General features: G+C 46.9%; 12 protein-coding genes. 2 read left to right on the top strand and 10 right to left on the bottom strand.

The window, feature by feature from the left end; genetic code table 11:
- Positions 1–30: 30 nt before the first annotated feature.
- The 6 genes from J2Z66_RS29310 to J2Z66_RS29335 form a co-directional block, all read right to left on the bottom strand.
- Positions 31–1,002, bottom strand: a complete 972-nt coding sequence (locus tag J2Z66_RS29310; RefSeq protein ID WP_209976302.1) for a helix-turn-helix transcriptional regulator — start codon at positions 1,000–1,002, stop codon at positions 31–33.
- 88 nt (positions 1,003–1,090) lie between these two features.
- The gene (locus tag J2Z66_RS29315) at positions 1,091–3,346 is read right to left on the bottom strand and encodes a serine hydrolase domain-containing protein (protein ID WP_245375928.1); all 2,256 of its coding nucleotides are present in this window, start codon (positions 3,344–3,346) and stop codon (positions 1,091–1,093) included.
- A gap of 87 nt (positions 3,347–3,433) precedes the next feature.
- Positions 3,434–4,216: a DUF3169 family protein gene (locus J2Z66_RS29320; RefSeq protein ID WP_209976303.1), complete on the bottom strand. Its 783-nt coding sequence runs from the start codon at positions 4,214–4,216 to the stop codon at positions 3,434–3,436.
- Positions 4,209–4,436: a helix-turn-helix transcriptional regulator gene (locus tag J2Z66_RS29325; protein WP_209976304.1), complete on the bottom strand. Its 228-nt coding sequence runs from the start codon at positions 4,434–4,436 to the stop codon at positions 4,209–4,211. The genes J2Z66_RS29320 and J2Z66_RS29325 overlap by 8 nt, the downstream gene beginning before the upstream one ends.
- A gap of 600 nt (positions 4,437–5,036) precedes the next feature.
- Positions 5,037–5,843: an ABC transporter permease subunit gene (locus tag J2Z66_RS29330; RefSeq protein WP_209976305.1), complete on the bottom strand. Its 807-nt coding sequence runs from the start codon at positions 5,841–5,843 to the stop codon at positions 5,037–5,039.
- Positions 5,840–6,727, bottom strand: coding sequence for an ABC transporter ATP-binding protein (locus J2Z66_RS29335; RefSeq protein ID WP_209976306.1), 888 nt, complete (start codon positions 6,725–6,727; stop codon positions 5,840–5,842). Before J2Z66_RS29335 ends, J2Z66_RS29330 begins: the two co-directional genes overlap by 4 nt.
- Positions 6,728–7,102: 375 nt before the next feature.
- Here J2Z66_RS29335 and J2Z66_RS29340 point away from each other — a divergent pair, with 375 nt between their 5' ends.
- A complete protein-coding gene (locus J2Z66_RS29340) occupies positions 7,103–8,557 on the top strand; it encodes a DHA2 family efflux MFS transporter permease subunit (RefSeq protein ID WP_245375929.1) in 1,455 nt (484 codons plus the stop codon).
- Positions 8,558–8,691: 134 nt separating this feature from the next.
- Here J2Z66_RS29340 and J2Z66_RS29345 read toward each other — a convergent pair whose 3' ends face one another.
- Entirely contained in the window at positions 8,692–9,753 is a 1,062-nt protein-coding gene (locus tag J2Z66_RS29345) for a PstS family phosphate ABC transporter substrate-binding protein (protein WP_209976307.1), read from the bottom strand.
- A gap of 719 nt (positions 9,754–10,472) precedes the next feature.
- Between J2Z66_RS29345 and J2Z66_RS29350 the strand changes: the two genes are divergently transcribed.
- Positions 10,473–12,557, top strand: a complete 2,085-nt coding sequence (locus J2Z66_RS29350) for a molybdopterin-containing oxidoreductase family protein (RefSeq protein WP_209976308.1) — start codon at positions 10,473–10,475, stop codon at positions 12,555–12,557.
- A 160-nt stretch (positions 12,558–12,717) separates the two neighbouring features.
- On the opposite strand, the gene J2Z66_RS29355 is transcribed toward J2Z66_RS29350, so the two are convergent.
- The 3 genes from J2Z66_RS29355 to J2Z66_RS29365 form a co-directional block, all read right to left on the bottom strand.
- On the bottom strand, positions 12,718–13,155 hold the full coding sequence (locus tag J2Z66_RS29355) for an organic hydroperoxide resistance protein (protein WP_209976309.1): 438 nt from the start codon (positions 13,153–13,155) through the stop codon (positions 12,718–12,720).
- Positions 13,156–13,245: 90 nt separating this feature from the next.
- Complete coding sequence (locus tag J2Z66_RS29360; RefSeq protein ID WP_209976310.1) at positions 13,246–13,776, bottom strand: hypothetical protein; 531 nt, start codon at positions 13,774–13,776, stop codon at positions 13,246–13,248.
- On the bottom strand, positions 13,773–14,192 hold the full coding sequence (locus J2Z66_RS29365) for a MerR family transcriptional regulator (RefSeq protein ID WP_209976311.1): 420 nt from the start codon (positions 14,190–14,192) through the stop codon (positions 13,773–13,775). Before J2Z66_RS29365 ends, J2Z66_RS29360 begins: the two co-directional genes overlap by 4 nt.
- Positions 14,193–14,269: the final 77 nt, after the last annotated feature.

Genomic DNA, 14,269 nt, shown 5'->3' on the forward strand with positions numbered 1-14,269 from the left:
TCTTTTCTTGATGTTGAAAAAAAAGCCCAATTATTGTTGTGGAGATTGGTAATATTCATACAAAGATAAAGCAATCTCGGCCATACATTCCCTGAGTTCTTGAGGCTGTGTGACAAAAAGCTTTCCGCCATAAGAGAGCAGCAGGTAAGGAGCCTGCGTGTAAAGCGTCCATTCATCCAATTTGAAATGGGCTTTATAGGCTGTCCGTTCAATAAGGGCATGTCCCAATAGCCAATGTTGACATAAATCGTTGATAGCTTGCGGATTTCCTTCGATATGAATGGAGATTAGACTCGCTTCATCCTCTGTGTTTGGCAGTAAGCTGTCTAACAAAAACTGGCGGGACGAGAATGCCTCTGGCTTTTGAAAAATTGAATCTGTTTCTGTTAAGCTCTTCATACGATCCACTCGAAATGTACGGATTTCATGACGGAGATGGCAGAAGCCTACGATATACCACTTGCCTTTCCAATACACCAAGCCGTAAGGATCGATTAGGCGTTCTTGGGAATTACCCTCATAACCTGTCTGATACACAACCGAAAGTGTCAACCCTGCTGCGATGGATGCTTCTAAATGCTGCAGGGCAGCTGTTTCCAAAATATGAACGGGTGGGTGAAGCACCTCAATACCCGACTCATGGCGCTCAATTGTGTTTAATTGTGCAGGATTCGTAAATCTTTTTATTTTGGAGACCGCGCGATTCAAGGCTGCGCCATGCGGATAGCCCGCTTCTTGGGCAAAGATAGCAGCATGAACAAGAGCCTTCTGCTCCTTGATGTCGAAGAAGAGGGGAGATTCCACGAAATGCTCCGGTAATTGGTAGCCACCAGTACGCCCTGTATCGGAAATGATAGGGACGCCGCTGGCGCAAAGAGCATCTATATACCTGTAAACCGTACGGATATGAATCTCCAGTTCATCTGCAAGTTGAGAAGCGCTCATTTTTTTTCGTGTTTTTAGCAGCCAGAGGATGGATAACATATGATCAGCTTTGGCCATGCGGGTTCACATCCTTTTCATCGTTACTATTGCGGCTATTCAAATGAATAAGAGTCCGCCACTAATTAGGGCGGACGTTTTATTAGTTTTAATGCGCTTCAGGTTTATCTTCGGTCTTATCCGTAAGCGCGCCATCAGGCTCGGAATCCGTTTTTTGCTGAGCTGCTTTGGCAGCGACGATTTGATCGGTTGGCTGTGTGAAAAGTCCGTATAGGACGGCTGCTTGCTCTTGCCGGGTCATGGACTTCCTGGAGTGGAAATCAACTGAGCCATCTGGCTGAATCTGTACTTCCGGACCGTATATACCAAGGCTAACGATCATTTGTACGGCCTGTACGGCCCAATCCTCTGTTTCACCGGCCAGCTTAACATCCTCAAAAAGCTCAGGAGGATACTGGTGAACTAAAAGCCGCCAGAGCATAATGGCAGATTCCTGACGGGTAATAGCGCGATTGGGCTCGAATTGCCCGAGGCCATTGCCTGTTACCATACCCAGCTCGTATGCCATTTGGATATAGGCTGCAGCGGGATGTTCGTCAAGATCGGAGAATGCTAATTCCGCCGTCTTACTGCTTCTGATGCTGCTTGCTTCCAGCAATTTTTGCACGTAGTCGCCCCTTGTTACCGTTTGTTCAGGAGCAAAGGCTGCTTCAGCGTTATTCGAATAGTAGCCAAGGGATTGCAGACCAAGTATATATTTGGCATAGGGATGCGTCTCGTTCACATCTGTAAATCCTGCTGCTTTGGCACCTTTGCGTGCATATCCTAGCGGATTAATATAGGGTTCTTTCATATAAGCCACTTCGCCAGACTCATCCAGTTTGAACGCTGTAAATTGTTTCATCACATCATCGACAAACAAGTTGTCGTCCACCTGTCTAAGAGCACGTGGTCCGATGAAAGTATCGGAAATGTTTAAAGCACCGTCCTTTTCCTCCTCAGTATACAAGGATGAAACCAAAACTTTCAAACGAAGATCGGCATATAAGCCGCTATACTTCTCCATCTTTTGACCGGATTGTGGAGTGTAAGCTTCCAGCTCAGCTGGCGCAGCATATTGCGGGAAAAACGTGCTAATGAATTGCGGATAAAATAAATTGCGCAGAGCGCTCTGCTTATTATAAGTAATAAATACGCCGGTATTTTGTTCGGGAATAAGGAACAGATAAGAGCTAAAGCCAATTAAATCACCAGCCTTGGTAATGATCTTAGAACTGCTGCCAGCTCCCGGAAGCTGGAAAGCTGCTTCAAAGCCATAAGTGGTGTCCGGCATCAGGGGATGAATCGAGGAGCGGTACTGCTCCATCATCTCAACTGTATTCTCTGACAATATGCGGCTGGTGCCGCCTGCATTTCCTGCCCCGCCTGTTCCAACTGCTCCACCATTAAGGAAAGCAAGCATGAATTTGCCCACATCCTCTGCAGTCGACAGCATGCCTCCCTGCGGCATTACCGTAGGAGAGAGGGTGTACAAGTTAATAGGCTGATCGGCCGCATCATAGGAGACAGCCAAATTCTTCTTGAGCTCCCCATCTAAAAGAAAACCGCTGCTCTTCATGCCAAGAGGCTTGAACAGATGACGCTCCATATAAGCTTCGAAAGGCTCGCCACTCACTTTCTGTACAATCAATCCGAGCAGTAAAGAGGCGAAGTTATCATACATATACGCACTGCCTGGCTTGCGTACTACCGGCGGCATATGATCGCGGACGTAGTCTTCTATTTCTACAAATTTTTCGAAATCATTGTGAATATCTTCGGGCTCGGGATCGCGAATTTCAAATCCGGTAGTATGAGTCAACAGATGCTCTACGGTAACAGGTGTAGAAAAGGGGTTATCGAACTTGAGATCGCCGGCATATTTACGAAAATCTGCCTTCAGATCGATTTTTCCTTGCTCGACAAGCTGCATAATGGCTGCTGCTGTAAAGGTTTTGGATACAGAAGCGATACGAAAAACGGTGCGTGCAGGATCTACAGCCGTTTGCCCGGATTTATCCGAGTACCCGTAGCCTTTTTGGGCGAGCACTTTGCCATCCTTGACAATTACAGCTGAAGCCCCGGTATACAAGGACTTAGCTTGCTCGGATGAGAAGAACTCATCCAGAAATGCCGCCGCGCTGTCTGCGGTGAGAGTCGTGACTGGCAGTGTAGAGGACTGTGCAGAAGATTGCACAGCGTTATTCTCAGCAGAGGCAGGCAGTGTCTGGCTCTCATTAGCAGAGGCCTGCTGTACATTGGCAATGAGCAGACTTGCTGCTATTGCAACTGCAGTGAATGCTCTCACCCCTTTCATCCAGCTATTGCGTGGCAACCCATTGTTCTTGTTCAATAAATGCTTCAATGAATTCACTCATTTCTATTTTTTATTGTTGGGGAAGAGCAGGATCAAGAGCAAGATCAAGCTGCTCGTATTTCCAGTGAATCGGCGTTAGCCTTCAAGCTTGCTGACTTCACGATAATAGACCGCATTTTGCACAATCCAGATGATGGCGAGTACGATAATTGGCAGTGGGGAAAAGCTGAACATCAGGGCATACATGATGAAAAACAGAATGCCTGCCATCAATAGAATATTAACAACTCTAAAGGCACGGTAAGAAGAGCGGTAAGCGATATATTTCTCTCCTTCGTCCAGCTTCTCGAAGTGATCACGTTGCGCGTGGAGGGCACTCAGATCCAATTGGCGGTCTGGATACTGCTTGTTATACCGGTTAACAGTTAAAACTTGCAGAAACACAGAGATAAACAAGAACAATACAGCAGTGAGCAAAGTAGTCAGCATGAAAGTTTCTTCAGAGGGGGGACTCTGATTCTTGCCTATGTCCAAGGTATGAGCGAAGGCAAGTGAAATCCAGACAAAAGAGATAATAAAGTTGTAGGTACTGATTTTAAGCAGCGTTCCTAGCAAGCGTTCCTTGGGACTCGTGGGTTCATCATGCTCAGAAGATTGTTGATCTTTGATGCGAGATAGACGCAGCAGTCCGGAAGCATTCCATACGGTTAATACAATAGAAACGAGGGCAATAACCGCAAATAAGACGTCATATTCAAAATAAATGGAAGGCGTGACCTGAATGTCCTCTGGAACTTTTTTAAGCAAACCGCTTGAAAAGAGATAGCCTATAATTCCGCCTATAATCATACTTAAGAGGATAAGCAGTGTGTTCTTTTTTTTCTTAGTGGAGCCCGTTTGCGTACTCTTGCTAATCATGGCCTAGTTCCTCCTCATCTAATAAAAAAATATCCTCCACCTGCACCTTAAATACATGCGCAATTTTTATAGCCAATACAACCGAGGGGGAGTAATCGCCCCTTTCAATTAGCGCGATCGTTTGCCGGGATGCTCCAATCAACTGCGCTAAATCACTCTGCGAGAGTCGGTCACGGGCTCTCAATTCCCGAACACGATTGTGCAACGATCTCACCTCCATGAAAGTAATTGTATACGATTATATTCTAAATGTAAATGATCATATACAAAATAATAATTAAACCTTACAAAAAAAGACGCCATGCGCGGCGTCCTTTGATGTGCGTGTTCATGGCTTTGGTGCGTTGCGGAGGGAATGGCTGTGGGCTCCAGCCGCTGATTTGTTCCCATGAATGGTATAGATGAGGAGGTAGGAACAAATCTTTAAAGGCGGACGCTATCGCTCTTCCTCCCACAGCCATTACTTCTCTTTAGCTACAATCCCACGAACGCCAAGCTCAAACGGACTGCCTGCAAGGGTTTTTCTCTTGGTTTGGGGAGATTTCCCCGCAGGCAAAGCCGCTGGGGATGAGATGTTCTCGTCACCAGCGCGCGCAGCTGAGAAGGACCTGCTACTTTAACGATGTTTTTCATCGCTAAAAGCACCAGGTCCGCTCCAAATCTTTGCTTTAACGATGAAAAACATCGTTAAAATCCCTTTTAGCCACCCAGAGAGGCCATCCGCCTTCTTTTAACGATGAAAATCATCATTAACGTGACCGATTACCTGGAAACACTTGCTTTAACGATGAAAAACATCGTTAAATGAAGCACGAACCATCTATAAGGGCAGGTCGCGTTTGCGAAATAGTACAATAGCCAGGCCAAACGCAATGAATCCGATGACGAAGAGAAGGAGGGAGGATGCGGCCATATCCTTGCCATTTACGATTTCGCCCGGTTGATACAAAGAAAAGATGGAGATGCTTCTCATCCAATCGATATTTGCGCTGATTTTACCTAGCAGATCCAGGCTGAAGAATCCGAATGTGATCAATCCGGAGATGCCAAGCGCCTTCTTCTCGTCATTGGCCAGAGAGGACACCAGGAAGGAGATGCCGCCGACAGCAAAGAAGAGCAGGAATGCTGCTGCATTCATCTGAATGAATGTGGATGTATCAAATTCAAAATCGCCGCCCAGAAACCAGGCGTTTCCGGCAAATCCGGCGATGGTGGTGACGGCGATGATCAGAAAGAGTCCGGTTGCCAAAACACTTGCTTGCGTGAAGGCGACTTTCGCTCTGGTTGTTGGTGTCGACAATAAATAGGCCATTGAGCCTTGATCCACCAATTTGGCCATAAGCTGAGTCGATAACTGAACACATACGATAGAGAGGATCAGAACGAGAATGAGTCCGTAGTATTCCCCAGAAATGAAGGCCTCGGCACTATCAAAGCCATTGAGTCCGAAAGCTTTTCCGACTCCTTCAGGCATGGATTGGACCAGCTCATCGATGGCTTTGGTGTTTTTGGCTAGACCGGGATACAACCAGAACATGAGCAGGATATAAAATGCAGACCCGAATGCATAGTTCATGAAGCCCTTCATATTCACTTTCATCATCTGCTTATATAAAGTGACATTCATTTCATCGTCCCCTTCCTATCATAGTAATTCATAAATATGTCCTCCAGGTTTTGGGTGAAAATATCGATGTTAAGCACTCTGTACTTGGCTGTCTCTTCCACAAAAGTATCGTAATTGCCCTGGACGGCAACTCTTACCCGATTCCCTTCGTGCGATTCGATAAGCAAGCCGGAATCCAGGAACGATGCGGCCTCGGCTTGACTTCCGAAGGTGACTTCGAACAGCTTCCGCTGCATAGACTGCAGCTCATGGATGTCCTTGATGGCAATGATGATGCCGTCTTTGATAATGGCAGCCCGGTCGCATGTCCTCTCGATTTCCGGAAAGCTGTGTGAGGACATCAGGAATGTTTTTCCCCTGGCTTTCTCCTCCAGCACAATTTCGATAAACACCTTCTGCATAAGCGGGTCGAGGCCTGATGTAGGTTCATCCAGAATAATCACATCAGGGTCATGCATGAAGGCAGCTACGATGCCTACCTTTTGCTTCATGCCTTTGGACATTTTCCGGATGGGCGTATGAACGTCGAACTGCAGGCGGTCGATTAAACGAGTGCGCTTGGACAAGTCCTTCACCCCCTGCATATTAGCCATAAAATCCAGAAACGTCTTGCCTGTCATTCCCTCAATAAAAGATATTTCACCCGGCAGGTATCCGACGTAGGCTTGAACCTTCCCCTGTTCCTTCCAGGTATCCAGCCCGTTCACCTTCACATATCCTTGGTCTGGTTTCATGAAGCCCATGATATGCCGGATCGTTGTAGACTTTCCCGCACCATTTGGTCCCAAAAAGCCGAAAACCTCGCCTTTCTTCACCGAAAACGAAACGTCGAAAATTCCTTTCCCGTTTGAAAATGTCTTCGTCAAATGTTCAATGGTTACCATGCCGGCACCTCCAGGAATAAAAGAAATGAAATATTCTTATTAGCATATTTCATATATGTTATATTATGCCCGGAAAGTGATTCTGTCAATGATTTTATGAAATATGTTAATAGTTTTATTTCATAAATATATAAGGATATCCGCTCTGCTGATGATTATAGGATTCATCTATTTCAATATGCAAAAGTTCTATTAGTATTGTGATTGACGCAACAGGTGGAGGGTGATAATGTTTGGCATAAGTTATTAAGACAATAAAACCTATGGGAATTATAAGGTATTTAATGTTTGGTGGTGAATATTTGGGACGCGTATTTGGGATAAGTATTTGGGGTACACATTTGGCCCTGTGGAGACTAGATCGGGGGTGCCGTATTGTCTGTAAACGTAGCAGGAATAGAATTAGGTCAAAGAATTGAAATGCAGCCTTTTTGGCCGACCTTGACGATACTTTTTTTAGGCTCTTTTGTAGGGATGTATCATATTGCTTCTTTGAACATTTCTCTTCCTGCTTTCATAAGTATTTTTGGTACGGATTTGCACACAGCACAGTGGCTGGTCAGCGGATTTACACTTGCCTCGGGGGTTATCGCGCCAGTCAGTGGTTATGCTGGAGATCGTTTTGGCAACAAGAACTTGTTTTTGCTAGCGCTTGCGGGGATTACGATCAGCTCTTTTCTAAGCGGGCTTGCCTGGAATATTTATGCGCTAATTGTCTTTAGAGTTATCCAGGGCGTATTCTGCGGACTTATTCAGGTGGTGTCTCTGGCTATGATTTATCAGATGATTCCCCGGGAAAAACAGCCCTTTGCCGTTAGTATCTGGTCCTTCGCAACCGTTCTGGGAACCGCTGTTTCTCCGACGATCAGCGGCTGGCTGCTGGGCTACCACTGGCAGTGGATGTTCCTCGTTACCGTTCCGCTAGGGCTTATCGTGTGGCTTGTCGGCTGGCGTGTTCTGCCTGTTGTTTCCTCCTCCTCGCATTTGAAGCTGGATAGTTTGGGACTTGCGCTGGCAGTTACGGGCAGCCTATCGCTGCTGCTTTTGTTCGGCAATTTTCATCAGTGGGGAATAAGTTCTCCGACGACCTGGTTCACCTTACTGCTAAGCCTTACGAGCGGGCTTTGGTTTGTATTGCATGTGCTGAAGAGCAAGCAGCCGCTGCTGGAGCTTAGACTTTTTAAATCCAGGGCTTTTACGATGAGCTTATGTATTTCGCTTATATTTTCCGTTGGGCTGTATACGGGGATATATTTTGTTCCACTGTATTTACAAGAAGTTAAAGGATTAACGCCTTATGAGGTTGGATTGGTGTTCATTCCAGCAGCGGTTCTTCTTACGGCCGGTACCTTTGTGGCGGGACGCTTTTACAATAAGCCGGGACCGGTAGCGCTAATTACTGCGGGCAGTATGTTCATGGTGTGCACGATGTTTCAATTCAGTTATTTAAAAGCGGACACCAGTCTGCTATTCATTATCATATTGCTGGCGCTTCGTAATTTTGGCACGGGGTTATCGATGTCTCCTCTGACGAATATAGGCATGATGAACATTCCACGCGAGCTCTCAAGCCATGCTTCCGCCTTGATCAACTGGCTTCGGCAAGTATTTTCCGCTATAGTAATAGGCTTGTTTACATCGATTTATTACCGCAGATATGATGTTCACTTGGCGCAATTAATGGAGGGAGCGGATCGAAGGGAAGCATCGTTTCATTCAGCGGCTTACATACTGGGCATCAATGACGTTTTTCTGATCGCGAGTATAACGGTCTGCTTGGTTATTCCAATGGTCTGGCTACTGCGGGGACAGTCCAAATATGGGGAATAGCTGGCTAGGCGAGGCGGGGGCTGATCAGCTTTGGCCAGCCCTTACCAGCTCTGACCTCGCCGAGCAATCTAAGTTAATTGTTTTAAGAGGCTGCATCCAAACGCTGCTTAGGAGCAGCATTTGGATGCAGCTAATTATTTCTTCAAAGCGGTGTAGCCCGTTTTTTCCACCAAAAGCTGTCCTTGTGGAGATAAAATCCACTCTACAAAAGCTTCAGCGTGAGGATTAGTTGTGCCTGCCGTGACGGCATAAAACTCTGCGGCCAGCGGATATTCGCCATTTTCTATCGTCTGCTTGGCAGGGGCGATGCCATCTACGTCAAGCAGACGGATCTGGCCGTTTTGCACCATTTCCGTAGCAAAATAGAGGAAGGAATAGCCGATCGCATTTTTATAATTGCGGTAATCTGCAGTATCCTTGATGATCTGGCCCATGCCTATGATGACATCCTCCTTCGGGGACGTCATTAGCTGGCGGTCTTCCATGATTTTTTGCAGCATCGTTTGGCTGCCGCTATTGTCAGGCCTTTGGAACGCTTTTATTTTTTCATTCTGGCCTCCAAGCTGCTTCCAGCTCCTGGTTTCACCGGAATAAATCGAGCGGATCTGCTCCGTTGAAAGATTAGTGACAGGATTGGAGGCATTCACAAAAAACACAAAGGCCTCCCGGCCAATTGGGGTTAGCTTCAGCTCTACTCCCATTGTTTTGGCATGATCCAGCTGTTCTTGGGAAGGGCGGGCTGCAAAGATAATGTCCGTATTGCCTTGAATTAAATGTTCATAGGCCTCGATGGTGGTTGAACACAACACTTCACTATAACCGATATCATATTCCTTCTCAGGATAAACCGCCTGCACAAAAGCTGCATAAAGCGGATATAAGGCAGTTGCACCGTCAAGTCTCGGTAAATTGTCCGGGATCGATAAGGACGCCGGTTCTTCCAGTCTGGCCGCTCTTGTATTCGGGTTAAAAGGCTGATAGGCATACAGCTCTACAGCTTGGTCGTCGACTACGGCAAAGCTGTCATTATAGGCTTTTTTGATTTCATATCCAGTTATGGTTAAAGCACCAATCAATACAAATGAGCCCATAGCTATATAAAGTATTTTTGGCTTCACCAGATTAAACACTCTAATTACAACAAACACGGCTAAAACAACAGCAACCACCAAGACAAACTGCGTGTAAAATCGCATCCCCCCTAAAGATGTAATAAGCGCAGCAAAAAAAGCGGCAAATGCAATACATGGCAATAAAAGGCAGCATAAAAGGATTTTTGTTAACGTCTGACCTGTCACTTTGACTATGAAACCTCCTTCTGAATGGATATTTCATAAGTATACTAAAATTGTCCAGCTTGGTTAAGCAAGTTGGGAATTTATTCACTCTAGGATTCGGCGCAGGCGCTGGAGATGAAGAGCGTCCCCGCCAGAGCACGCAACCGAGAGGATTTGCTACTTTAACGATGTTTTTCATCGTTAAAAGCATCAGGTCCGCTCCACATCCTTACTTTAACGATGAAAAACATCGTTAAAATCCCTTTTAACCACCCTGAGAGGCCATCTAGCCTCTTTTAACGATGAAAATCATCATTAACGTGACGGGTTGATCTGGGACACTTGTTTTAACGATGAAAAACATCATTAAGTGGAGCACGCTCATTCCCGCAGAAGGCGGGCTGCCACTAACACTCATCCTCCCCGTATCCCTTAGTGGCGATAGGATAATCTGATCTTCCGTTCTGATTTTCTCAGAGAATGAAGGCACTGGCTATCCGCATAGACCAAGTGGACCTAGATATAGTACAATTAAAAAAATATCTAAGCTAAACCCTTGACCCTCAAGATGTTTAGCTTTTTTTGATAAAATCGTGACGCCAAGTGTTAACGAAAGAAGTATGAAGGAGTGCCTCGATATGAAAGTTACCCAATCAGCAGGCCCAGCTACCTCGTCTGCTTCAGCAGCTTCAACAGGTCCAGTAGGCTCAGAGGGCATTTTTCCGGCAGTGTGCTCTCTGGATTGCCCTGATCAGTGCGGGTTGTTGATTCATAAGAAAGACGGGAAAATTGTACGAATTGAAGGGGACCCGGCACACCCGGTCACTCAAGGCGCTATATGCAACAAGGTCCGTCATTTCGGTGAGCGTCTGTATGATCCGAAGCGGCTGCAGTATCCGATGAAGCGAGTAGGCCCTAAAGGGCATAATCAATTTGAGCGGATTTCATGGGAAGAGGCGATTCAGACAATTACCTCCCGCTGGAAAGAACTAATTGCTGCTGAAGGGGCGGAGGCGATTCTACCTTACAGCTTTTATGGGAATATGGGATATCTCGGCACTGAAGGTATGGACCGGCGGTTTTTTAACCGGTTGGGTGCGAGCCGGCTGGAATATACAATTTGTTCAGCTGCGGGCAGCGTGGGCTATGGGTATACGATGGGCGGAAGCTTCGGGACCGATCCGGAGGACACGATCCATGCCAAGCTGATTGTGATGTGGGGGATCAATGCGGTAAGCACCAATATGCATCAGGTCATGCTCGCGGAGCAAGCGCGCAAACAAGGCGCGAAGATCGTAGTCATTGATGTGCATAAAAATCAGACCGGACGCTGGGCCGATTGGTTTATTCCGATTCAGCCAGGTACGGATGCAGCGCTTGCCTTGGGACTCATGAACATTATGTTTGCCGAGCAAATGGTGAATGAGGATTTCCTGCGGCAGTATACAATCGGACATGAAGAGCTTAGAGAGCATGTGAAGCAGTATGTGCCGGAGGTTGTCTCTTCCATTACAGGTGTCCCAGTGGAGGATATTTACAGCCTCGCACGTCTGTATGGTCAGACGACACCAGCTTTCATTCGAATTGGCAATGGACCTCAGCATCATGACAACGGTGGAATGTGTATCCGGACAATTGCCTGTCTGCCAGCACTTACGGGGCAGTGGCTGCATAAGGGCGGCGGGACCATTAAAGGAAACGGGGCCTACCTGGACCCTAATTCTACGGCACTTCAGCAGCCGAAGCTGCGTAAGCACAAGACCCGCTCGATCAATATGAATCGGATCGGGAGCGCCTTGCTAGAGCTGGAACCGAAGCTTCGCTCGCTCTATATTTATAATTCCAATCCTGCTATCGTGGCACCGGAAGCGAACAAGGTGAGGCAGGGACTGCAGCGCGAGGACTTGTTTACGGTTGTGCATGATTTGTTCCTGACGGAAACGGCGCTCTATGCGGATATTGTTCTTCCGGCGACGTCTTCTTTTGAGAACACGGATTTCTACCTTTCCTATTGGCATCACTATGCCCACCTGCAGCAGCCCGTGCTGGAACCTTATGGTGAGAGCAAGGCGAATGTCGATGTATTCCGTTTGCTGGCGCGGGGAATGGGCTTTGATGAGCAGGCTTTTCAGGATACAGATGAGCAGATCATCGAGCAGGCTTTGGATAACCCGAGGAATCCCTATTTAAGTAATATTACTTACGAAGCTCTGGCGAAGCAGCTGTATATGAAAGCGGCGGTAAAGCCGTTGTTTCCAGGCAAGCTGAACACGCCTAGCGGGAAGATCGAATTGGTTTCGAAGGCGATGGAACGGAGAGGGCATCCGGCGCTTCCGACTTACATCCCGCTTGTCCATGACGGCGATCTGCCATTCCTGTTTATTCCGGGCCCCAATCATAACTTCCTCAACTCGACCTTCTCCAACAATGAGAAGCATATTAAGCTGGAGAAAAAGCCGAAGCTGCATATGAATGCCGCGGACGCACTGCCGCTTGGCATTTGCCACGGCGACCTCGTCCGGGTATCGAATCATCGGGGGGAATGCAGGTTAACCATATCCGTAGGTGAAGATGTGCTCGCGGGAGTCGTTGTCAGCCAGGGATTATGGGCAGATGCCCCGAACGGCAAAGCGCTGGTTAATGCGTTGACACCGGACCGCTTGGCGGATATGGGCGGCGGCGCGACCTTTTTTTCCGGACGGGTACAGGTAGAGAAGTGTTGATCAACGGCACATCGTTATCGGCGTAGTTGTGGAAAATGGAGGTTGGACAGCTGCAGAATTTGAAGCGTAATCGCGGCTTACTGAAATAACTAAAAAAGCATTGTACAGACTCATGTTGAGCCTGAACGGATGCTTTTTTTGGTTGAACCTGGTTGTAGCGCTAAATTTTCGCGGCCGATTCCTGTACAACGTTCAGCTTTACATCTATATTGCCTCTTGTTGCTTTGGAATAAGGGCACGCCTGATGCGCCGATTCGCTCAGTTGCTGCGCTTCGGCCTCATCGAAGCCGGGGATGTGTATATCCAGCTGCACGGCTAATTTAAAGCCTTGTTCGCCATCCTTCCCAATGGACACATGGGCCGTAACACTCGCGTCTTTTGTGGAAGTGCCCTTTTGGCGGGCGACCATGGCTAACGCACTTTCGAAGCATGCTGCATAGCCAGCTGCGAACAATTGCTCCGGGTTTGTGCCTGGCTTGCCGTCTCCACCCAATCCTTTTGGCATCGTTAGTGTGTGATTCAACGTTCCATCCGATGAGGCTACATTACCGCTTCGGCCTCCGCGGGCCGTTGCTGTAGCCGTATATAATGCTTCCATATGATCTCCTCGCTTTCACATTTCGGTACCAACAGTCTATATTTCCCAAAACAAGCGAGGATGATTCCGTTATTCGTTATACGCTATACGTTATTCGTAAAGCTCTCCTTCAATTCGATACTTTTTTTCCAAATCTGAGTATTTATTTGGGTCTATTCGGATGACTGGAGTTTTTGAGTAATCTATAAACGTCTTGTGCTCTAAGCCTCGATGCAGGAGAAGCTCTTTAATATAAGCAACCGCTTCTTCATCGACCAGCAAGCTGTCGCTTTCCTCTTCCGCTAGAATACTCAACGGAACATAATGCTCCAACCGGCTGTGTTTGCCCTCGCTGTCTTTATAAGTTAGAGCGACAATAACCGTCTTTTCCCCAGGCATTACGGGATCACGGGTAAACAGCTCTATGACAAGATCAGCTGCTGCCAAAGGGTTCGGGAGTTGAATTTCTTTTGCAGCTGTCTCAGGAAACCCACTTAAATTATGGAGCCGGTGTACCCCGGCCGGAAGCACGATCTGCACGTGAACCTGGTCTGCTTGACCAATGGGCGCTATCTGAATCCAAAGATGATTCATGCCCTCTTCATTTTCCATAGCTGATTTGGTGAATTTGGTTTTGATCATGACAGGGGTTCTCCCTTCAGCATTTGAGTTACGGTATCTACCACTTTGGCGCGAAGCTCTGCGGAGATTCGTGGGCTCATCGAAATCATAACATCCTCGTTGATGACATGAGTGTCGTTAGAAAGCATTTGTTTCGACTGGTAAAAGGGGAGGTTATCGCCTATTTTTCCGATTTCCTCCAAGGAAAGTGTCCCAAGCTTCTCTTGAATGGAGGCCAAGGTTTCTCCGCTCAGAGATAAAGTAAGAATCGCACGAAAATAATGAATATGTTTCTCCGTATACACGCGTTTGTTTCCATGAAGCTCTAATGGGGGGATGATACCAATCTGAGTATAGTAGCGAACGGTTCTCAAGTTGATCTGAGGATCATCCTTTTGCAGGATTTCAGTAACTTGCTTTGCTGTATATGCTTTCAAAACAATCACCTCACACTTTAGTGTATGTTTTACATTTAACTGATTGTGTTACAGCATACTGTAACTTTTGATTTTTT

Origin of the sequence: Paenibacillus eucommiae, from assembly GCF_017874215.1 — a bacterium.
Classification (GTDB): Bacteria; Bacillota; Bacilli; order Paenibacillales; family NBRC-103111; genus Paenibacillus_AI; species Paenibacillus_AI eucommiae.

Bases quoted from the DNA above. Each gene is read 5' to 3' on its own strand.
- J2Z66_RS29320 (WP_209976303.1), bottom strand. From the start codon at position 4,216: ATGATTAGCAAGAGTACGCAAACGGGCTCCACTAAGAAAAAAAAGAAC.
- J2Z66_RS29330 (WP_209976305.1), bottom strand. From the start codon at position 5,843: ATGAATGTCACTTTATATAAGCAGATGATGAAAGTGAATATGAAGGGC.
- J2Z66_RS29360 (WP_209976310.1), bottom strand. From the start codon at position 13,776: ATGATCAAAACCAAATTCACCAAATCAGCTATGGAAAATGAAGAGGGC.
- J2Z66_RS29355 (WP_209976309.1), bottom strand. From the start codon at position 13,155: ATGGAAGCATTATATACGGCTACAGCAACGGCCCGCGGAGGCCGAAGC.
- J2Z66_RS29345 (WP_209976307.1), bottom strand. From the start codon at position 9,753: ATGCGATTTTACACGCAGTTTGTCTTGGTGGTTGCTGTTGTTTTAGCC.
- J2Z66_RS29350 (WP_209976308.1), top strand. From the start codon at position 10,473: ATGAAAGTTACCCAATCAGCAGGCCCAGCTACCTCGTCTGCTTCAGCA.
- J2Z66_RS29335 (WP_209976306.1), bottom strand. From the start codon at position 6,727: ATGGTAACCATTGAACATTTGACGAAGACATTTTCAAACGGGAAAGGA.
- J2Z66_RS29325 (WP_209976304.1), bottom strand. From the start codon at position 4,436: ATGGAGGTGAGATCGTTGCACAATCGTGTTCGGGAATTGAGAGCCCGT.
- J2Z66_RS29310 (WP_209976302.1), bottom strand. From the start codon at position 1,002: ATGGCCAAAGCTGATCATATGTTATCCATCCTCTGGCTGCTAAAAACA.